The sequence below is a fragment of the Streptomyces scopuliridis genome, from assembly GCF_042790125.1.
GTDB lineage: Bacteria > Actinomycetota > Actinomycetes > Streptomycetales > Streptomycetaceae > Streptomyces > Streptomyces scopuliridis_A.
In genome coordinates, this window is record NZ_JBHTZS010000026.1 from 39697 (window position 1) to 61483 (window position 21787).

The 21787-nt window shown below is 69.9% G+C and carries 12 protein-coding genes; 5 read left to right on the plus strand and 7 right to left on the minus strand.

What is annotated here, in order from left to right:
• Positions 1-126 precede the first annotated feature (126 nt).
• Positions 127-744 (plus strand): DedA family protein, encoded by a 618-nt coding sequence (locus tag ACFRKB_RS29895; protein ID WP_383109690.1) that lies wholly within the window; start codon positions 127-129, stop codon positions 742-744.
• 27 nt (positions 745-771) lie between these two features.
• On the opposite strand, the gene ACFRKB_RS29900 is transcribed toward ACFRKB_RS29895, so the two are convergent.
• The 6 genes from ACFRKB_RS29900 to ACFRKB_RS29925 form a co-directional block, all read right to left on the minus strand.
• Entirely contained in the window at positions 772-1830 is a 1059-nt protein-coding gene (locus ACFRKB_RS29900) for a chitinase (protein ID WP_383109691.1), read from the minus strand.
• A gap of 166 nt (positions 1831-1996) precedes the next feature.
• Positions 1997-2668: a hypothetical protein gene (locus ACFRKB_RS29905; RefSeq protein ID WP_383109692.1), complete on the minus strand. Its 672-nt coding sequence runs from the start codon at positions 2666-2668 to the stop codon at positions 1997-1999.
• Positions 2665-6774: a Pls/PosA family non-ribosomal peptide synthetase gene (locus ACFRKB_RS29910; protein WP_383109693.1), complete on the minus strand. Its 4110-nt coding sequence runs from the start codon at positions 6772-6774 to the stop codon at positions 2665-2667. Before ACFRKB_RS29910 ends, ACFRKB_RS29905 begins: the two co-directional genes overlap by 4 nt.
• 245 nt (positions 6775-7019) lie before the next feature.
• The gene (locus ACFRKB_RS29915; protein ID WP_383109695.1) at positions 7020-7415 is read right to left on the minus strand and encodes a DUF2267 domain-containing protein; all 396 of its coding nucleotides are present in this window, start codon (positions 7413-7415) and stop codon (positions 7020-7022) included.
• A 63-nt stretch (positions 7416-7478) separates the two neighbouring features.
• Positions 7479-7721, minus strand: coding sequence for a DUF6296 family protein (locus ACFRKB_RS29920; RefSeq protein WP_383109696.1), 243 nt, complete (start codon positions 7719-7721; stop codon positions 7479-7481).
• 125 nt (positions 7722-7846) lie between these two features.
• Positions 7847-8425: an MmpS family transport accessory protein gene (locus tag ACFRKB_RS29925; protein ID WP_383109697.1), complete on the minus strand. Its 579-nt coding sequence runs from the start codon at positions 8423-8425 to the stop codon at positions 7847-7849.
• A 292-nt stretch (positions 8426-8717) separates the two neighbouring features.
• Here ACFRKB_RS29925 and ACFRKB_RS29930 point away from each other — a divergent pair, with 292 nt between their 5' ends.
• The 4 genes from ACFRKB_RS29930 (at position 8718) to ACFRKB_RS29945 (ending at position 20142) form a co-directional block, all read left to right on the plus strand.
• The gene (locus ACFRKB_RS29930) at positions 8718-17477 is read left to right on the plus strand and encodes a golvesin C-terminal-like domain-containing protein (RefSeq protein WP_463291766.1); all 8760 of its coding nucleotides are present in this window, start codon (positions 8718-8720) and stop codon (positions 17475-17477) included.
• A 135-nt stretch (positions 17478-17612) separates the two neighbouring features.
• Complete coding sequence (locus ACFRKB_RS29935; RefSeq protein ID WP_383109699.1) at positions 17613-18167, plus strand: hypothetical protein; 555 nt, start codon at positions 17613-17615, stop codon at positions 18165-18167.
• 134 nt (positions 18168-18301) lie between these two features.
• Complete coding sequence (locus ACFRKB_RS29940; protein WP_383109700.1) at positions 18302-19018, plus strand: lysophospholipid acyltransferase family protein; 717 nt, start codon at positions 18302-18304, stop codon at positions 19016-19018.
• Between the two features lie 86 nt (positions 19019-19104).
• The gene (locus ACFRKB_RS29945; RefSeq protein WP_383109777.1) at positions 19105-20142 is read left to right on the plus strand and encodes an NAD-dependent epimerase/dehydratase family protein; all 1038 of its coding nucleotides are present in this window, start codon (positions 19105-19107) and stop codon (positions 20140-20142) included.
• A 58-nt stretch (positions 20143-20200) separates the two neighbouring features.
• Here ACFRKB_RS29945 and ACFRKB_RS29950 read toward each other — a convergent pair whose 3' ends face one another.
• Positions 20201-21778, minus strand: a complete 1578-nt coding sequence (locus tag ACFRKB_RS29950; protein WP_383109701.1) for an alpha/beta hydrolase — start codon at positions 21776-21778, stop codon at positions 20201-20203.
• Positions 21779-21787: the final 9 nt, after the last annotated feature.

Consider the following 21787-nt stretch of genomic DNA (forward strand, 5'->3'; position numbering starts at 1 on the left):
GGCCATTGAGACCCATGTTCAGCCGGGTGCTGACGAGGATCGGCGCCCGTGACCGTGCACACGCTGTCATCATCGCCTATGAGACCGGTATCGCACCGGCGTCTGTGGAACGGAGGGACGCGCCGGATGAATACGATCACCAACTGGCTCGGCAGCCTCTCCGGCCCCGTGATCTACGCCGTGGTCGGCGCGCTCGTGTTCTGCGAGGACGCCTTCTTCTTCGGCCTTGTGCTGCCCGGCGAGACCGCCGCCGTCCTGGGCGGGCTGCTGGCCAGTCAGGGCGAGGTGTCGGTGTGGTGGCTGACGGTGGTCGTGGTGGTCGCCGCGATCCTCGGCGACAGCACCGGCTACGCGGTGAGCCACCACTTCGGCGACCGGATCCTGGCGACCCGGAGCCTGCGCAGGCGAGAGCACCAGGTGGAGCGGGCGCGCGAGATGATCCGGGTGCGTGGCGCCTCGGCGGTGTTCGTCGCCCGGTTCATCGCGTTCCTCCGCGCGCTGATGCCGGCGCTGGCGGGGCTCTCCGACATGCCGTACCGGCGGTTCCTGCTGTTCAACGCGGTGGGCGGGCTGTGCTGGGGCGTGAGCTGTACGGCGGTCGGCTACTTCGCCGGGGCCGCGTTCACCAGGATCGAGTCACAGGTGGGACAGATCACCGGGGCCGTGATCGCCGGGGTGGTCCTGATCGCGCTGGCCGTGTGGGCGTACCGGCGGCACCGCCGGCCACGCCCACCGCACCACTGACCGGGCCCGGCCCCCGGCCGTCCGGCCTCAACGGCCCTGGAGCGCCTTGACGTTGTCCCCGAATGTCCAGCCCTTCGACCCGTCCCAGTTGAGCGACCAGGTCATCAGGCCCTTCAGCCCGTTGCCGTAGGTGTTCCAGGCCTGCGACACCAGGTTCGGCGCCATGTAGCCGCCGCCGGCGCCCGGTTGCGCCGGCAGTCCCGGCACCTGCTTGTCATAGGGGACCTTGATCGTGGTGCCCTGGACGACCAGTCCCCTGTTCAGGCAGTCCGTCTGCGCGGTGAACCCCTGGACCGTGCCGGCGGAGTACGAGTCGCCGGAGCATCCGTACATGCTGCCGTTGTAGTACTGCATGTTGAGCCACCAGAGCCGGCCGTTGTCGGCGTACTTCTTCACGATGGGCAGATACGCGCCCCAGATCGAGCCGTACGCCACACTGCCCCCGGTGACATAGGCCGTCTCGGGCGCCATCGTCAGGCCGAAGTTCGAGGGCATCTGGGCCAGTACGCCGTCGATGATGCGGATGAGATTGGCCTGCGAGGCCGACAGTGTGGTGATGCTGCCGCTGCCCACGAGTCCGGTCTCGATGTCGATGTCGATGCCGTCGAAGTTGTACTTCTTCAGGATCGGCACCACCGTCGCGATGAACCGGTCGGCGACGGCGCTGGAGCTGAGGTCGATCCCGGCCGCCGCGCCGCCGATGGACATCAGGGTCGTGAGACCGGAGGCCTTGGCCTGGCACATCTCGGCCGGGGTCGCGACCTTCACCGTGGCGTCCATTCCGTCCTCCCACAGGACGGTGCCGTCGGAGCGGATGACCGGGAACGCCGCGTTGATCACGTTGTAACCGTGGTCGCGGATACGGGCATCCGTGATCGGAATCCAGCCGAGCGGCGGGTGTACGCCGTTGGCCGCGCCGTCCCAGTTCTCCCAGTAGCCCTGGAGCACCTTGCCGGTGGGTTTCGACTTGACCGCGCAGGTGTCGGCGGCCGGAGCGACGCCGGGGGCCGCCGCGGCGACCAGTGTCTGCATGACGAAGGCCATGGCGAGGCCGACCCCCAGCACGCGCGATATTCGGCGGATCATGCTGTGCTCCCTTCCGACCATGCCCGGCCGCGATCGCGTCGGTGCGGCGGACTGGGAACGTACGGCGGGTAGTTGGGGGAACCGTAGAGTGGTCCAGACCTACCGTCAATAGGTCTGGACCAACGGAGGTCGCCGTGTCACCGGTGCCGGCCGGTCCCCGCTCCCGTCATCGCCCCGCCATCACCTCGTTCACCAGGTCGAGAGCGAGGTCACGCGTCTGGTGCACCGGGAGGTGGACATCGGTGTACCAGTCCCCGGTGGCCTCGGGGTGCGGTCCCACGACCCCGACGCGGCCCGCGCCGAACGGTGTGACGAGCGCGGCGACCGTGCCATTGGGGTAGGTGGCCAGGACCGTGGCGTCCGCGCCGCGGTCGAGGAGGAAGAGGGGCCCGTCCTGGAAGAAGACGGTGCGTGGCCGGCCGCGCCAGCGCACCTCGACCAGTGTGTCGTTCTCGTCGTGGACGGTCGATCCGGCCGAGGAGATGTACTGGTCGGTGTCGCCCGGCAGCAGACCGAACCCCGGCGTGGCCCCGGCCAGATAGCCGCCGAGGCAGAAGCCCAGATAGCACCCGCCGCCCCGGACAAACGCGCGGACGGCGCCGCGCTGTCCCGCCAGCTGCCGGTAGCCGTACGACAACGTCCCGCCGCCCGGCTGCGCGTACACCCGCGCGCGGGCCAACGACTCGCCCGACAGCGGCAGTTCCTCGTGCGGACCGGTGTAGCGGACGTCCAGACCCCAGGGACCGGCGGCGAGCAGCCCGGCCACGGCCTCCGGGCAGCCGGGTCTGGCGGCGGGCCCCCGGTAGACGAGGGCCAGGTCCGGTCCCGCGGCTGTCATGAGCCTCTCGTCCAGGCGTCGAAGGCCGGGATGTCGAAAGCCCGGATACCCGGAGCCGGGGCTTCGCGAGCCAGGGCGCCGCTCTCCGCGACGGGGCGCCGCTCGGCGACGCCTTCGGCGGGGATACCGCGCCAGCTCGTGCCCGGTGTGAGGTGCTCGCCCTTCATCAGCAGCGACAGCGCGCCGAGCTGCACGTCCTCGCCGACGACGGAGTCGTAGAGCACGACCGCCCGGGTGCCGACGCTCGCCCCGTCCTCGACCGTGACCAGCGACATCTTCATGACGCGGTCTTCGAACAGATGCGTTTGCAGGGAGACGCGCAGACCGACCGCGGCGTTGTCCCCGATGTCCACGAGGTCGAACTCCGTGAGGAACGTGGTGCCGATCCAGGTGCCTCGTCCGATACGCGCGCCGAACCGCCGCAGGATCACCGGCAGATACGGCGTTCCGATCAGGAAGCCCACCCCGGCCGGTACCGCCGCCGCCTCGAAGAGGCCGGTGACGAACTCGGTGCGGCGTACGAACAGACTCCACAGTGGTTCGACCCGGGGCCGGTAGACCCCGATCACCACCCGCTTGAGCGCCGCGCAGGACGAGATCACCAGCAGGCTCGCGATCATCACGAGGACCGGCGCCAGGAGCACGGGCACCAGCAGGCCGGGGCGGCGGGTCAGCCAGGACAGCGCCAGCAGGTACAGATAGGCGCTCATGGCCAGCACCGACGCGGGCATCGTGATGCGGAGGAACTCGATGCCCAGGCGCTGGAGCACGGCCTTGCGGGTCGGCCGGAACGTCAGTTCCTCGGGGAACGATCCGCTGCTCTGGCGCACGGGCAGCCGGATCGCGGGCGAGCCCAGCCAGGTGCTCCCGTCGGGTACGTCACCCTGCGGCGGGACCGTACCCACTCCGACGAGCGACCCCGGTCCGGTGCGCGTTCCGGCGAGCAGGAGCGCGGAGTTGCCGATGAACGCGCGCTCCCCGACCTCGGTGGGGCCGAACGCGACCTGCCCGGCCGCGAAGGTGGCGCCACCGACGTTGGCCAGGTCCGCGACGAAGCTGCCGTCTCGGAGAGTGAGCAGGTCCGGGTCGATGTGCGAGACGGTGGACACCTCGGAGCCCCGGCCGATCCGCGCGCCGAGCAGCCTGAGCCAGGGCACGGTGTAGAGAGTGGCGTACAGCGAGTTGGTGAAGGTGAGGCTGATCTCCAACAGCTTGTCCGACACCCACTTGCGCACGCCGAGCGAGGAGCGCACCGGGTGGATACCGACCGGCACCCTCGGCAGGATCAGCCGCTTGCCCACGGCGACCACACAGCAGACCGTGACCACGAACACCGGACCGGACAGCGCGGTGGCAACGATGCCGGCCGCCAGGCCCCAGGTCAGCGTCGCCCACCAGAACAGCGCGATCCCCGGCACGGTCATCGCCACCGCCGCGGCCTCCAGCAGCACCAGTCCGCCGAGCGCGGCGGCGAGTTGGCGCGGGCGCCATCCGTCCGTACGACGGTGGGCGCGCATCATGGCCTCGACGCCGGGGGCGAGCGCGTCCACCGGGCGCGGCGGCGATCCTGCCACGCGCGCGCCGGCCGGAATCGCCTCGTCCTGGCCGATGACGGACTGTTCGCCGAGGCCGGCCCCCGCTCCCATGCGTGAGCCGGGTTCGAGGACCGCGTTGGCTCCCACGAAGGCGTGTGGCCCGATCTCGACCGGGGCGACCGTCACCCAGCCGTCCGCCACCCGCCACGGACTCACCGAGACGCCGTAGCCGATCGAGGTGTCCCCGCCGACGCGCAGCATCGCGGGGAACGTGATCGTGCTGGTGGCGATGGTGGTACGAGGTCCGATGCGCGCGCCGAGCAGCCGCAGATAGGCCGCCATCATGGGCGAACCGCTCAGCACCGGCAGCGGGCCGAAGCTCATCAGCAGATTCACCGCCCAGAGCCGTACGTAGACCGGGCCCCACAGCGGGTAGCGGCCCGGCCGGATACCCGCCGACAGCGGCCGTGCGAGCGCGACCGGTACGAGCCAGCGCACGACCAGATAGCTGAGATACACACCGATGGTCGTCTGCACCGACGCCTGGAGCGAGATCCGGCCGCCGTGCCGGCTGTACACGTACGCGACCGGCAGGCTGAGCACGAACAGCAGCAGGTAGATCACACCCGCCTGGGCCGCCCCCGCGCCCGCGATACGGCCGTTGGTGTGACGGATCGGTGCGGGGCGGGGTGGCGCGGACAGTCGCGTGGTCTTCTCCGCCGCGCTCAGCCGGGCCGCGAGGCCGCGCACGGTCGGATACGCGTAGAGGTCGCGCAGCGCGGTGTTCGCGCCGATGTCCCGGCCGCGCATCACGGACACGACCCGGGCCGCCAGCAGTGAGTGCCCGCCGAGGTCGGTGAAGAAGTCCGCCTCCGCCGACAGCGCCTCGGGCGCGATCCCGAGGACCTCGGCCCAGGCGTCCCGTACCCGCGTCTCCAGCTCACCCTCGGCCGCCACCAGCCGCCCGCCGCCCACCAGCCGCCGGCCGGTCGGGGCGGGCAGCCGCTTACGGTCCACCTTGCCGCTGGCCATGGCGGGCAGACCGGGGAGGATGTCCAGGAAGGACGGCACCATGTACGCGGGGAGTCTGCGCCGCAGACTTTCGTGTACCCGGGTGATCAGGGTGTCTTCCTCCTCCTCGCGGCCGGGGGCGCGCACCACGTAGGCGCAGAGTTCTCCGCCTCCCCCGGCGCCTGCGGAGTCCGGAGGAGCCGTCAGGGCGGTGACCGCCTCGGCCACGCCGGGGTCCTCCAGCAGGACGCTGTCGATCTCGCCGAGATCCACCCGGTATCCCCGGATCTTCACCTCGTCGTCGGCGCGGCCCAGGAACTCGACCTCCCCGTCCCGGGTCATCCGGCCGAGGTCCCCGGTGCGGTAGAGCCGGCTGCCCCGGGGGGCCAGTGGGTGCTCGATGAACCGGTCGGCCGTCAGCTCCGGCCGCCCCACGTAGCCGTCGGCGACCCCGGGGCCGCCGATACAGATCTCACCGGTCTCGCCGTCGGCCACGGGCCGGAGTTGGTCGTCGAGCAGCACCACCGAGTAGGTCGGTAGCGGCTTTCCGATCGTCACCGCCCTGCCCGGCGTCATTTCCGCCCAGGTCGCGGTGACGGTGGCCTCGGTCGGGCCGTACGTGTTGAGCATGCGCCGCCCCGGCGTGCTCCAGCGCTCGACGAGCTGTCCGGGGCAGGCCTCCCCGCCGACGACGATGCTGCGGATGTACGGCAGCTCCGCCGGGATCGTCTCCAGCAGCGTCGGCACGCAGTAGAGCATCGTGATCCGCCGGCTGTGCAGGAACTCGCCCAGTTCCGCGCCGAGATGACCGGCGCCGTCCGGGCCCGCGACGAGCGTGGCGCCGACCGACCAGGTCGGCCAGATCTCCTCGATGGAGAAGTCGAAGGAGATCGTCATGCCCTGGTACACCCGGTCGTCCGGCCGCACGTCGTAGACCTTGGGCACGACATCGAGGAAGTTGCAGATGCTCGACTGGGCGACCTTCACCCCCTTGGGTCTGCCGCTCGACCCGGAGGTGTACATGATGTACGCGGCGGGGTGCCCGTCCTCGGGGCCGGGCCCGGGGCCGGGGCCAGGCCCGGAGCCGTACTCGGGCGGGAGCGACCGGGTGGTGGGCAGGCCGGCGAGTTCGCGGCCGTACGAGTCCAGCTCGACCACCCGGCAGGCGAGGCCGTCCACGGCCGGCGCGAGAGCGGAGGTGGTCAGCACCAGATCCACGGCGGCGTCCTCCGTGATGAAGGCGAGCCGGTCCGGAGGGGACGCCGGATCGACCGGCACGAACACCGCACCGGCCTTCCCCACCCCGAGCAGCGACACATACACCTCCACCGACCGAGGTATGAGGATCGCGACCCGGGCCCCCCGGCCTATCCCGAGCCCCCGGAGGAAGTGCGCGAGCTGGTTGGCGCGCGCGTCGAGTTCGGCGTAGGTCAGTGCGTGGTGCGCACACTCGAGTGCCGTGGCCGACGGGGTACGGTCACAGGCGGCCTCGAAGACGGAGTGCAGGCGCCGGTCCGCCCCTCCTGACGGCAGTCCACGCGCGGAGTCGAGCAGTCTCATGACGTCTTTCCTTCATCGCGGCGCACGGCGGGACTGCGGGGGTGAGGTCCGAATCCCGGGATGTCATACGACGGGAGAGCCACCAACCCGGACAGGGGGCACGGGGCCCGCCTCTGTCCGGCGAATCGTTCGATCCATCGATCGATCAAGCCGCTTCACCAGTGAAACGGCATCCACGCGTTTCGGCATCCTGAGCCGGTGGACCGCCGGGGCCGGTGCGCCCAGGTCTGCGCTCAGGTCTGCGCTCAGGTCGCCTGGGGGTGACCGAAGAGGAGGTCGTACCCCGGCGGGAGCTGGAGGAGGACCCGGCGCATCAGTTCCTCGCCGGCGGCGTCGGCCACGACGCTCAGCACGGCTCCCACGTCCCACTTCGCGGTCGCCTCGGTCGCTCCCTCGATCCACGCGGCGGTGGCCCGGAGGAAGCGCTCCGGGGTGAGCGGCTCGGCGGCCGGGAGCGGGTCGAGGAGCACCAGGGCGCAGGATTCCGGCAGCCTGGCGGCCAGTTCGGCCCTCTCGGCCCCGACCACATGGGCGCCGAGAAGAGCCAGCACGACACGGACCGCCCGTTCGGCTTCCTGCGGCGCGGGGTACTCACCACGCTCCTGGACCACGGCCAGGAACGCGTCCCACCGCATCACCATGGCGGCCGCACCTCCTCTTCAGCTCCTGCCCCGAAGCTCCTGCCTCACCGGCAAGCCCGCGGCTCAGACCGGGTGTGCCCGGACCGACGCCTTGAGATCCTGGTGTCCGCCGCTGGCGACCATCCGTACCTCGTCCTGGTCGCTGATCTCCGCCAGGACGATGCCGGTCTCGTCCGCGTACAGCGCGTGTCCGCCCGGCCCCAGCCGGTCCGTACGGTGCACCGTCACGACATCCTCGTCTTCCGGGACCCTCGCGGGCGCGTCCGGGTACGCGAAGACCAGCCTGTACGTATCCGACATTCCCATGCGGCCTCCGTAGGCACGGCGAGCGGGCCCCACCACCGGCGGGCCCCACTATCGATCAAACCAAACGGACCCTACGGCCGCATCCCGGCCGGGGCCCGGCGCCGAAACGGAGAGGCCGCCGCGCGTCACCGGGCTGTTTCGGCCGCTCCGGGCTCTTCGGGTGCGCCGGGTGCTTCGGGTGCTTCGGCTGCGGGAAGCTCCGCGCTGCATGTGCTGCGTCCGAAGGCGCCCGACGCGGTGGCGCGCTGAACGTGCCTGCCGCGGACGGCGAGGGTGCAGCTCGCCTGGCCGCCCTGCTCGCCGAGGGTGACGTTGACGATCGGCGAGGCGCCGAGTGGTACGCGCACCGTCTTCTTCCATGGCAACTGTGCGTTACTGACGGTCTCCGCCTGCTCGGCCTCGCCGGCCCCGCGATACGAGATCTCGACGGTGCCCTCGCCGAGTACCTCGTACGTCACATCGGCGGCGGGCGCCGCCGCCGACGTGTCCGTGGGCTTGTCAGGGGAGCCGATGCTCACGATTCCGTAGGCGACGAGCCCGCCGCACACGAGCAGCACGGCGGCCGCGACGGCAAGACCGCCCCGGCCCATGCGGCGGCCCTTCTTGGCGTTCTCCGGCTCGGCGACCTCGATCAGGTCCGAGGGTTCAGCCGACTGGGCCGATTCGGTGGATGAGGTGGATGCGGCGGATTCCGTGGACGACACAAGGGACCCCGGCTTTCGGTGAGTTGACTCGATGCGGAACCGGGCGGTTATACACGACGCGGTCCGCCGGGCGCGAGCGCGCGGAGGAAACGGGCGTATCGGCACTCCTTTCGGAGGCCAACTGTCCGCTATGTCTCGGGCGTTGACGGGAGGCCGGGCAAGTGACTAGAAACCACACCGCCACGCCCGTGACCTTGTGATTTCGGTCGTGGCGCATTGAGTCAAGCCGGCCGGAACCCTCCGCGCGGGCTCATTCGGCGTGCCCATTTCGCGTGCGGCGAATTGGGTGCCGATGCGGAAAGGCATCGAAGTGAAAGTTCCGTACGGGAGATATATCTCCTGTCTGGTGCTAGCGGCTGTGGCAGGAACTCTGCTGCCACAAGTCGCGTACGCGGCACCGCCTTCAGTGGCAAAGAGTGATGACGACAAGGGGATTGTCGACACCGTCAAGCGCTGGTTCTCGGACGACGACGAAACCCGAGCCCTGGAGAAGCCTCCCGTCGGCGACGCCTCGGTGCGCCCGAGCCGGGAGAAGCTGCCGAAGGGCAAGGCGGCCCCGAGGGCGAAGCGCGTCGGGGAGCTGACCTCCCGGCGCACGGCGAACGCCCGGTACTGGAAGCTGTCCGACGGCCGGGTGCAGGCCGAGGTGTCGGCGGTGCCGACGGGGTACCGTTCGGGGAAGTCCTGGAAGGATATCGACCCGACGGTCAGGCCGAGCGAGGCCGCAGGCTTCCCGTTCGCCAACACGACGAACTCGGCGCGCAGTTGGTTCGGTGCCGACGCGAACCGGCTGCTGCGGTTCGAGGCCGAGGGCCATGTGGTGACCCTGGGCCTGCAGGGGGCGGGAAAGCTGTCGCCGGTCGCCAAGGGCGACACGGTCACGTACAAGGACGCGGCGGCCGGAGCGGACCTCACCTATCAGGTGGGTCCGGGCCGGGTGAAGGAGAACATCGTTCTCGGCGCCAAGCCGTCCGGTCGGGTGTCGTTCACGTTCTCCCTGGACGCGGGCGGTCTGACGCCGAAGGCGAACAAGGACGGCTCGATCGCGTTCTTCGACGAGGGCGCGGATCCGCTGCTCGTGATCCCCGCGCCGTTCATGACGGACGCGAAGAAGAACGCCGCGTCGGCGTACGGGATGGGCTACAGCTCGGCCGTGACGCAGAAGCTCACCCGGGCCGCCAAGGGCTGGAAGCTCACCGTCACCCCGGACGCGAAGTGGCTGGCCGCGCCTGAGCGGCAGTATCCGGTGACGATCGATCCGACGATCTCGATCGCTCCGACGCCCACGACGGCGCAGGACGTGATGATCTCGTCGGACGGTCCGACGACGAACTACAAGGACAACTGGCGTCTGTCGGTCGGCAACACGACCACCGGCACGTCCCGCGCCCTGCTCCGCTTCCCGATCACCGGCGTCCCCGCCGGGACGAAGCTGGACTCGGCCGATCTGAAGCTCTGGTACGACCAGACACACACGACCGGCGACACCGAGGTGCAGCTGGAGGCCCACCGCGCCACCCAGGCGTGGACCGAGGACCAGGCGACGTGGAACAGCGCGAACGCCCTCACCGGTGAGCTGTCCGGTACTTCGGTCGTGGTGGACAACGGCGAGGCGGGGCGTACGGCCGCGGTCGGCGCATGGCCCGCGTCGGGGAACACCACGTACACGCAGTACGCGGTGAACCAGACGTACATGTACAACAAGGACTCGGTCGCGGGTGACACCTACACCTGGCAGCCGAGCCTTCCCGAGGACGGTACGTACCAGGTCGAGACGCATTACGTGCCGGCCTCCGACCGTGCGACAAACGCCCCGTACACCGTCACGTACGACGGCGGCACCAAGAACTACACGGTGAACCAGCAGGCCGGTACCGCCGGTGTGTGGAAGACGCTGGGCAACCATCCGTTCAAGGCGGGAACGCTCGGCAAGGTCGTCCTGGGTGACGGCCCGGCCTCGACGACCACCGCGGTGCTCGCGGATGCGATGCGGTTCACCAAGGGCGGTGTCGTCACCAAGCAGCCCGGTGAGCTGAACACCTGGCACACCTTCCCGGTGACCAAGACGGTCCAGCAGTGGATCGACGGGACGTACACGAACAACGGTTTCGTGATCAAGGCCGGTGACGAGACCGCGAACGGTCCCAAGGGCGGTCCGCGGTACGAGGGCAGCGAGTTCGGGTACGGCGGCGAGACCGCCAACTACCCGCGCCTGGTGCTGACCTACGGCCGTCAGGGCGTCGACCTCGCCGCCCCGACCACGATCCACGACACCGGCGCGGAGCTGAACTGGTCTGCCTACACCGATCCGTCCACCGCGCCCGGCGACGACCTCGCCGAGTACCAGGTCCACCGCTCCGTCAGCCAGACCTTCACCCCGTCCGCGGCGACGCTCGTCTCCCCGGTCGCATCCACGGCGACGTCCTACACGGACACCTCCGCGACGCCGACCAAGGGCGACGACCCGGACCCGTACGGCCGCGCGTACTACTACATGGTCGCGGTCAAGACGAAGGACGGGCTGGTCGTCCCGGCACCCACGCAGCTCGTCCGCCTTCCCAAGGCCGGCCGGACGACGAAGGTGCTCGCGGCCACGCAGGACACCACGCTGTCCTCGGCCCGGACCACGTCCACGCACGACACGATCGACGACGGCGGTCCGAAGAACTGGCTGAGCGTCGGCAACAACTCCGCCACCTACGGCGACACCCGCGCCCTGCTGAAGTTCCCGGCCCTCGGCATCCCCGCCACGGCCCGGGTCCTGGACGCCAAGGTGCGCCTGTGGTCCACGCAGACCGCCACGGACGCCGCCGGCGCGGTGTACCAACTGCGCCCGCTGACACGTGACTTCGACGAGGCCACCGCCACCTGGGTCAAGGCCGACGCCACCACCAACTGGACGACCGCGGGCGGCGACTTCGGCGCCGTCTCGGCCGACACGGGCGCGAAGACCAACGACCCGGCGCGTCACGACTGGCCCGTCACGTCGCTCGCCCAGTCCTGGGTGACCACCCCGGCCTCCCAGCAGGGCGTGGTCCTCAAGATGGCCGACGAGGCCGCCTCGCAGGAGCGCACCCTGTTCCTGTCCTCGGAGGGCGCGGAGCCGCGGCTCCACCCGCGCATCGTGGTCACGTACATCGACTCGACCACGGAGTCGACGTACTACGCGCCGCAGACCCCCGCGCGCATGACCCCAAACTCCGACTACACGGTCGACTTCACCCTCACCAACACCACCGCGGCGACATGGAACGCGGCCGACCAGGTCCTCAGCTACAAGTGGACCCTCCCGGACGGCACCGATGTCACCAACGGCGGCAACCAGGCGCAGACGGCCCTGCCGTCGAACGTCGCCCCCGGTGACAGCGTCAGCCTGCAGGCGCAGGTGAAGACGCCGATCAACTCGGACAACGGCAACAAGCGCACCGACTACGTCCTGACCTGGGACGTCTACAACAAGACGACCGGCACCTGGGCCTCGGGCACCACCGGCATCCCCGGCCTGAAGCAGAACGTGGCCGTCGAGGACCCGACCTCCAACAGCCTCGGCATGGAGAAGTTCTACGCCTACGCCGGCGCCAACACCGGCTCCGCGTCCTCGGTGATGAACAACCTGTCGTCCGGAAACACCGTGTGGTCGTACGACGCGTTCGCGAATCCGGGCCGCGGCCTGGGCACCTTCGCCCGGTTCGCGTACAACAGCCAGGACACCTCGGACACCGTGCTCGGTCACGGCTGGTCCGGCCAGCTCGCCGGTCCCGTCCGGCTCGGCGCGCCGCTGGACTTCCATCCGAAGCCGAACCCGACGGAGATCCGTCTCCCGGACGGCGACGGCACCACCCACGTGTTCCGCAAGCAGCCCGACGGCTCCTGGAAGGCCCCGGCGGGCGTCCACTACAAGCTCACGGCCAAGCCCGGCCTGGACTGCACGCCGGAGAAGGACCCGATCCCGGACGCCTGGACGCTGATGCGGCCGGACGGCACGCGGTTCCTGTTCGGCTGCGACGGCTACATGACGTCGATTGTGGACAACAACGGGAACACGCAGACGTACACGTACGAGGAGCGGAAGTCCAACAACAAGCCGACCAAGTTCCTCACGTACATCACCGACCCGGCGGACCGGCAGTCGCTGACGGTCACGTACTTCACGAAGGCCGACGGCGTCGGCCCGAAGATCGCCGACCACGTCAAGTCGGTGACCGACGTCTCGGGCCGCGAACTGACCTTCGAGTACTCGGACAAGGGTCTGCTGACGAAGCTCACCGACGGCGCGGGCTCGACCCAGCCGAAGGTGTTCCGCTTCGAGTACGACGCGACGCAGGGCAACAAGAACGTCAAGCTCGTGAGCGTCACCGACCCGCGCGGCAACCCGACGAACCTGACGTACAACACCCCGTCCGCCGGTGACGACCCGAAGTACCACTGGTGGAGCAAGAAGGTCACCGACCGTACCGGCGGTGACCTGAGCTTCGTGTACGCGCAGAACGCGGCGAACCCGAAGTTCGTCGACACCCGGGTGACGGACGCCCGGACCCAGGCGACCTCGTTCGTCACGGACGACTTCGGCCGCCCGGTCCAGACGACCAACACCAAGTCCCAGACCACCAAGATGAGCTGGGACGCGGACAACAACGTCACGTACATCGAGGAGAACAACGGCGCCAAGGCCGCGTACTGCTACGACCAGAAGACGGGCTACCCGCTCTGGCAGCGCACCGCGGAGCAGAACAAGGCCGGCGTCCCGCCGTCCTCGGACTGCGCGCCCGGCGTCTACCCGGCCAACGCGCAGAAGTACGAGTACCAGACGCGGGTGGACGGCTACTCGGCCGACCTGTTCCGCAAGACCTCCCCGGAGGGCCGCGCCTGGCAGTTCGGCTACGACACCTTCGGCAACCTGACCGCGGTCACCGACCCGAAGGGCGTCGCGACGCCCACGGCCGGCGACTACACCACGACGTACACGTACGACGAGTACGGCCAGATGCTCACGGCGAAGGACGCCGCGAACACCACCACGACGTACTCGGACTACGGGCCGGCCGGCTACCCGCGCACGACCAAGGACGCCCTCGACAAGACGTCGACGGTGGCCTACGGCCCGCGCGGCGAGGTGACCTCGTCGACCGACGAGCTCGGTCACACCGTCACCCAGAACTACGACGTCTACGGCCGCCCGACGGACGGCCGGACGCCGAAGGACCAGGCCGCCGGGGTGTACATCGACAACCCGGCGCCGGTGTACGACGCCAACGACAACATCACCACGTCCACGTCGCCCAACGGCGCGGTCCACACGGCCGAGTACGACGCCGGTGACCAGGTGACCTCGTTCAGCGACCCGAAGGACACCCCCACCGGGCCGGCGCGCACCACGACGTACACGTACGACGCGGTGGGCAACCAGCTGTCGGTGACGCTGCCCAAGGGCAACCTGGCCGGAGCGGCCGCGGGCGCGCACACCACGACGTACACGTACGACGAGCTCAACCGACCGGTCACGATCACCGACGCGTTCGGGAACCGGACCACCGCCTCGTACGACGACGTCGGCAACGTCAGCACCGTCGTCGACCCGCTGAAGAACAACACCGCGGCCGCCGACGACTACAGCGCCTCATACACGTACGACCTGGACCACCGTCCCGTCTCGACGAAGGACCCGGCCGGCTACACCCGGTCGACGACCTACGACAAGGACGGCCTCACACTGTCCGCGACGGACGAGAACGGCAACACCGTCCAGTCCACGTACGACGAGCGTGGCCAGGTCACCCAGGTGCGCGCGCCGCACGACAACCCCGGCGGCACGATCACGTACAACACCACGAAGTACGAGTACGACGTGGTGGGCCGGCAGACCGCGGTGATCACCCCGCGCGGCGTCTCCTCCGGGCGGGCCGACGCGTTCACCGCCAAGACCGTCTACGACGAGCTGGGGAGGGTCAAGGCGCGTCTCTCGCCGTACGACGCGAACGACCCGATCTACAACAAGCCCGTCCAGACCGACTACACCTACGACGCCGTCAGCCGGCTGACCAAGGTGAGCGCCCCGCCCTCCAAGGGCGAGACGACCCGGAACGACACCACCTACAGCTACTTCGACAACGGCTGGGTGAAGTCGTCCACGGACCCGTGGGACATCGTCGCCAGCTACGAGTACAACACTCTGGGCCAGCAGACCCGGCGCACGCTCACCAGCGCGGGCGGTTCGTCGTCCCGGACGATGAACTGGGGCTACTTCCCCGACGGCAAGCTGCGGACCCGCTCCGACACCGGCGTCCCCGTCGGCCTCCAGGTCGTCCTGGTCGACAACTCCGACACGCAGAACGTCTCGAAGACCGGCACGTGGGCCTCGTCCTCGTCCGGCACGGGGCTCACCGGACACGACTACGCCACTCACGCCGCCGGCGCGGGCACGGACGCGTTCACCTGGGAGACGACGATCCCCGAGGACGGCACGTACCAGGTGTACGTGAAGTACCCGGCCGTCACCGGAGCGGCGACCACCGCCTCCTACAAGGTGGAGCACGACGGCGGCTCGGCGACCAAGCCGGTCGACCAGACCAAGAACGCGGGCGCCTGGGTCTCCCTGGGCAGCTACGCGTTCAAGGCCGGCGGCGACACGCCGCAGCGCGTCTCGCTGGCGCAGAACGCCGGCGGCACGGTCGTCGCCGACGCCGTGAAGCTGGTCCGCGACAACGCCGCCGACACCCAGCTGCCACCGCAGTCCTTCGGCTACAGCTACGACGCGAACGGCAACATCACGGACCTCACCGACGGTTCGCCCGGCGCCCGCTACGACGCCTACGCGTTCACCTACGACGCGCGGGACCGGCTGACCCAGCTCCAGGAGAAGGCGGCCGGCAACGTCAAGCGCACCACCGGATTCGGCTACGACGCCGACTCCAACATCGTCAGCCAGACCCACGACGCGCGGAGCGCCACGTTCGACTACGACGTGCGCGGTCTGTTGTCGAAGGTCGTGAACAAGGAGTCCGCGACCGACCCCTCCCCGAAGACAACGTCCTACACCCGTACCCCTGCCGGGCAGTTCGCCACGCAGACCAAGGGCAACGGCAACGTGGCGACGTTCGAGTACTACCTGGACAGCTCGCTGAAGAAGTCGTCCGAGCGGACGTCGGGCGGCACCCTGGTGGCCGAGCACTCCCTGAGGTACGACCCGAACGGCAACCGGACGCAGGACGTCTCGACCACGCAGAACGCCGACAACCACGCCGCGTACCTGTCGCGGACCAGTACGAACGTGTACACCCCGCGCGACCAGATCGCCTCGGTGCGCAACTCGGACGGCTCCTCGCCGCAGGACTACGCCTACGACGACAACGGCAACATCACGTCGCAGAACGTGGGCGGCTCTCCGATCACCAACACGTACTCGCGGGACCGGCTGCTGTCCAGCAGCACTCCCTCGGGCACGATCAAGTACAACTACGACCCGTTCGGCCGGATGGACACGGTGACCGGCGCCGGCGAGGTGCTGGAGAAGTTCACCTACGACGGCTACGACCGGATCAAGTCACAGCAGAACAACAACGGGACCGGCCTCACCAGGACCGACTTCACGTACGACGCGTTCGGCCGTACGGTCTCCGAGGTCAAGGGCGCCGGGACGGGGTCCGCGAAGACCACCGTCTTCGACTACCTCGCCATGGGCGGCGCGGTCGTCAGCGAGACCGTCGACGGCATCCTGAAGAAGTCCTACCAGTACTCGCCGATGGGCGAGCGGCTCAGCCAGATCGTGCACGGCACGGGCGGCACCAAGGACTACACCTACTACACCTACAACCCGCACTCGGACGTCGCGGCGCTCACCGACGACCGTGGCAACACCAAGGCGACGTACGGCTACACCGCGTACGGCGCCCAGGACGACACCCAGATGTCCGGCGCCGACAAGCCGGGCGCGGGCGGCGGCGCGGGCGCCGAGCCGTACAACGCGTACCGGTTCAACAGCGCCCGGGTCGACACCGCCTCCGGCAACTACAACATGGGTTTCCGGACCTACTCCACGGGGATGAACCGGTTCCTCTCCCGTGACATGTACAACGGGGCCCTGTCCGACATGCGGCTGGCGTCCGACCCGGTCACCGGCAACCGGTACGCGTTCGCCGGCGGCAACCCGCTGTCGAACGTGGAGCTGGACGGCCACAGCTGGCTGAGCTCCAACGGCCGGCCGTCGTTCGCCGTCGACAGCGCGGGCACGGTCACCGACCTGGTCGACGAGATGATGAACACCATCCGCGACCACTACATCCGGACGACGAAGGTCAAGGGCCGCACGTACGTGGGCGCCTACGACCCGGCGACCGGCCGCTACGCGGCGGGCATGTCGTCGAACCCGTTCGGCTGTGCCGAGCGGGACTGCGCGCGGAAGCTCGGTCTGCCGATGGACCAGGTGCGGTTCGGCAACGCCATCTCCTACCAGCGGCCGTCCAAGCAGCCCATCATCGGCGTCTGCGAGAACTGCCAGAACGACTCGGCGCGCAGCCAGTACCCGGCGGATGCCAAGTGGAAGCCGGGCGGCCGGTTCGACAGCGGCCGGGCGATCCACACCTCGCCCGGTGAGCTGGCCATCCCGAGCCGGGCGAGCACCGAGCTGGTGGCGGTCCGGTCGACGCAGGCCGCCGCGGCGGCCGAGGCGCGGACGTCCTCCGCGGGCGCGGCCTCCAGCGGCTCCAGTTTCGCGAGCAAGCTGAGCACGGCGGCCAAGTGGGGCGGCCGCGGCCTGCTCGGACTCGGCGTCGGCGTCGCCGCCTACGAGGTCTGGTCCGCGCCGGACGGCCAGAAGGGCGAGGCGGCCGTGTCGGCCGGCTCCACCCTGGCCGGCGGCCTGGCCGGCGCCTGGGCGGGTGCCAAGGTCGGCGCAGCGGCCGGCGCGGCAATCGGATCCATCATCCCCGGCGCCGGAACAGCCGCCGGTGGAGTCGTCGGAGGCGTGGTCGGCGGTATCGCCGGCGGTATCGCCGGCGGTATCGCCGGGAGCTATGCCGGCAGAAAGGCGGGTGATTTCCTCAACAGTCTCTGGTGACTCACCCCTGAGTCTCCGGTAACTCACCCCCGATATCCTGGCCCCCGCGGTGCACTGTGACCACGGGGGCCAGGCCCTTCGTCCGGTCACAACGATTCGGGCCTTTTCCCGGGCCCTGCGAGGCAGAGAAACGTGATGAGCGAGTACGACACGTCCGGCGGCTGGTTCGACGCCGATCCGGAGCTGGAGCCCACCGAGGACGGTCTGCGGTTTCTCGCCACGCTGCGGGAGCGGGCGGAGTCCGGCGGATGGCGCTGCGAGCCCGACGACACCTATGCGACGTTCGCGGTCTTCGAGAACCGTACGGAACTTCTGGTCACCCTGGATCTGTCCGATCCCACGACCGAGCCCGAGCAGCATGTGCTGACCGTGGGCGCGTTCTTCACCGGTTCGCGTCTCGTCGGCGGGGAATTCCACGATCAGCTGTACACCCTTGAGCGGACCCTGGAAACGCTGATCGAGGATGACGGGTCGCCGGAGTTCCTCGCCGAGCGGGCGGCGGAGTGGTTCGCGCGGATGACCGAACTGCCCGTCCTGAGGAACGAGTTCGCCGTCGACGGCCGGGTGGTGAACCGGCAGTGGGTGCTGGCCGGCTCCGGCCGGGAGCTGGCGGCGCAGTTCCGGGTGGAGCCGGGAGACCCACTCGCGCGCACGGTCCAGGTGCGGGGCGCGGGCGGTCCCGCGGCGTGAGGGCGCGAGCATTGACCTACCCGGGGACGGTCACAACCGACGACACCCGCACATACACTTGCCACCGCCGGGCACCCTGTTGACCTGGGACAACGCCGTTCTGTGGCCGGCCGGGCCAGTGAGGAGCGCTCTCCGTGTTCTATTACGTCCTCAAATATGTGCTGCTGGGTCCGCTGCTGCGGCTGCTGTTCCGGCCCCGGATCGAGGGCCTTGAGCACATTCCCGCCGATGGTGCCGCGATCATCGCCGGCAACCATCTGTCGTTCTCCGATCACTTCCTGATGCCGGCCATCCTCAAGCGGCGCATCACCTTCCTCGCGAAGGCCGAGTACTTCACCGGCCCGGGGCTGAAAGGGCGGCTGACGGCGTTCTTCTTCCGCGGTGCCGGGCAGATCCCGGTGGACCGGTCGGGGAAGGAGGCGGGGCGGGCGGCGATCCGGGAAGGGCTCGGGGTGCTGGCGAAGGACGAGTTGCTGGGGATCTATCCGGAGGGCACCCGCTCGCACGACGGCCGGCTCTACAAAGGCAAGGTCGGGGTGGCCGTGATGGCGATCAGGGCGCAGGTGCCGGTCGTTCCGTGTGCCATGGTCGGCACCTTCGAGATCCAGCCGCCGGGCCAGGTCGTGCCGCGGATCAAGCGGGTGACGATCCGGTTCGGTGAGCCGATGGAGTTCTCGCGCTTCGCGGGTCTGGAGAACGAGAAGGCGGCGGTCCGCGCGGTCACCGACGAGATCATGTACGCGATCCTCGGGCTCTCCGGGCAGGAGTACGTCGACCGTTACGCGGCCGAGGTGAAGGCGGAGCAGGCGAAGGCCGAGCCGGCCCGGAAGTTCCCGCGGCCGCGTCGCTGAGAGCAGATTCGCCACCGGCGAACTCCCCTGGGCCCGGGGGCTCCCGCACCTCTAGCGTCCCCCTCATGACCAGGGGAAACGTAGTGGTGATCGGTGCGACAGGACAGACGGGGCGGGTCGCCGTGCGGGCGCTCGCCGAGGACGGCTGGGAGGTGCGCGCGGCCTCGCGCGGCGGCGGCCGGGACGAGCACTGGCCCGAGGACGTACGGACGGTGCGGCTGGACCGCGAGGACGACGCGGCGCTGGCCGCCGTGATCGGCGACGGCTGCGATGTCGTCGTGGACATGGCCGCGTTCGGGCGGACACACGCCCGTCAGCTCACCGCGCTCGCCGGCCGGATCGGCTCGGCGGTCGTCATCTCCAGCGGCGCGGTGTACGAGGACGATCAGGGCCGGGGCTTCGACACCCAGAACGAACCCGGCGGCGGCCCGCGCTACCCGGTGCCCATCCCCGAGACACAGCGGACCGTGGCACCCGGCGAGGCGACGTACAGCACGCGAAAGGTGCTGCTGGAGCGGGAGTTGCTGGCGGCGGGCGAGGCACTGCCGGTGACACTGCTGCGCGCGGGCGCGATCCATGGCCCGTACTGCCGCACCCCGCGTGAGCTGTACTTCGTCAAACGGCTGCTGGACGGCCGGCGGCGGCGCGTACTGGCGTACGGCGGGCGGAGCCGCTTCCATCCCGTCCATGTCGCCAATCTCGCCGAGCTGATCAGGCTGGCGGCGGCGCGCCCCGGCTCCCGCGTGCTCAACGCCGGTGATCCGCAGGCCCCGACCGTCGCGGAGATCGGCGCGGCGATCGACGAGGTGCTGGACCGCGAGACCGAGACGGTACTGATCGAGGGGGCGCCGGAGGACGGCGTCGGCGACACCCCCTGGACCCTGGAGCATCCGGTGGTCTACGGCATGGCCGCCGCGGAGCGGGACTTGGGGTACCGGCCGGTCACGGGTTACGCCGAGTCCCTGCCCGGGACCGTCGCCTGGCTCACCGAGAAGTTGCGCGGCCGGGACTGGACGGAGGCGTTCCCGAAGATGGTCCGGAACTACGGACGGGACACGCTCTTCGACTACGCGGCCGAGGACGCCTGGCTGGCGCGGCACGACCGGACAACCGGTGAGGGCTAGAGGTCCCGAAATGGCGGACGGGGGCGGCCGGCGGACCGGTCGCCCCCGTCCCGGGGTCCTACGGCTTGGGCGTGGCGTGCGGGGCGCACGTCACATCGGCGCTGTCCAGCGCGCCCGTCAGCAGGTAGGACTTCACGCGGTCGTTGATGCACGGGTTCAGCACATTGGTGATGCCGTGCGAACCGGCGTCGCGCTCGGTGATCAGACGCGATCCCTTGAAGCGCTGGTGCAGCTCGACGGCGCCCGCGTACGGCGTGGCGGCGTCCCGCGTGGACTGCGTGATCAGCACCGGCGGCAGTCCCTTGCCGGTCTTGACCTCCACCGGGGTCTGCTGCTTGGCGCCCCAGGTGGCGCACGGCAGGTTCATCCAGGCGTTGGACCAGGTGAGGAACGGGTGGTCGCGGTGCAGCCGGGTGTTGTCCCGGTCCCACTGCTTCCAGCTCGTCGGCCACTTGGCGTCGGCGCACTCGACAGCGGTGTAGACCGCGTTGCCGTTCTCGGACTTGGCGTTGCCCACGGTGTCGGACATGTCCGGGGCTGCCGCGTCGATCAGCGCCTGCGTGTCACCGGCGAGGTACTTGCTCCAGACCGTGGCGACGGGCACCCAGCTGGAGTCGTAGTACGGGGCGCTCTGGAACAGGCCGAGCAGCTCGGCCGGTCCCACGACGCCGCCGATGGGGTTCTTCTTGGCGGCGGCGCGCAGGGTCTCCCACTGCTTCTCGACCTGGGCGGCGGTGGTCCCGATGTGGAAGGACGCGTCGTTCTTGGCGACCCACTCCATCCAGTCCTGGAAGCGGGTCTCGAAGGCGACGTCCTGGTCCAGGTTGGCCTGGTACCAGATCTTCTCCTTCGACGGGTTGACCACACTGTCCACGACCATGCGGCGCACATGCGTCGGGAAGAGCGTGCCGTAGACCGCGCCGAGGTACGTGCCGTAGGAGACCCCGACGTAGTTGAGCTTCTTGTCGCCGAGCGTGGCCCGGATGACATCCAGGTCACGTGCGGTGTTGGGCGTCGTCATGTGCGGCAGCATCCAGCCGCTTCGCTCCTGGCAGCCGTCCGCGTACTCGGCGGCCAGCTTGCGCTGCGCGCGCTTGTCGGCCTCGCTGTCGGGGACCGGGTCGAGCTTCGGCGCCTTGACGAACTCCTGCGGGTCGACACAGGAGATGGGCGTGGAGTGGCCCACCCCGCGCGGGTCGAACCCGACGAAGTCGTACGCCTTCGCGGCGTCGGCCCAGATCGCGTTCTTGGTGACGACACGGCGCGGGAACGCCATACCGGAGCCGCCGGGACCGCCCGGGTTGTAGACCAGGGAACCCTGGCGCTCCTGCGCGGTGCCGGTGTTGCCGATCCGGTCGACGGCGATCTTGATCTGCCGGCCGTTGGGCTTCGCGTAGTCCAGCGGGACGCTCACCCAGCCACACTGGATGGGCTTCTCCAGTGCCCAGTCGGCCGGGCAGTCCTGCCAGTCGATGCCCTTCTTCGCGGCGCGCTCGGCGGCGACCGTGACACCGTTCGCCGCCGGGTCGCCCTGGTGGCGGCCGTCGGCGGTCGCCGCCGGGGCGGCTATCGCGCCCGCTATGAGCGTTCCCGTGAGCAGCGTGCCGGCCGAGCCGAGCACTGCGGTGCGTCTCAAGTGGAACCT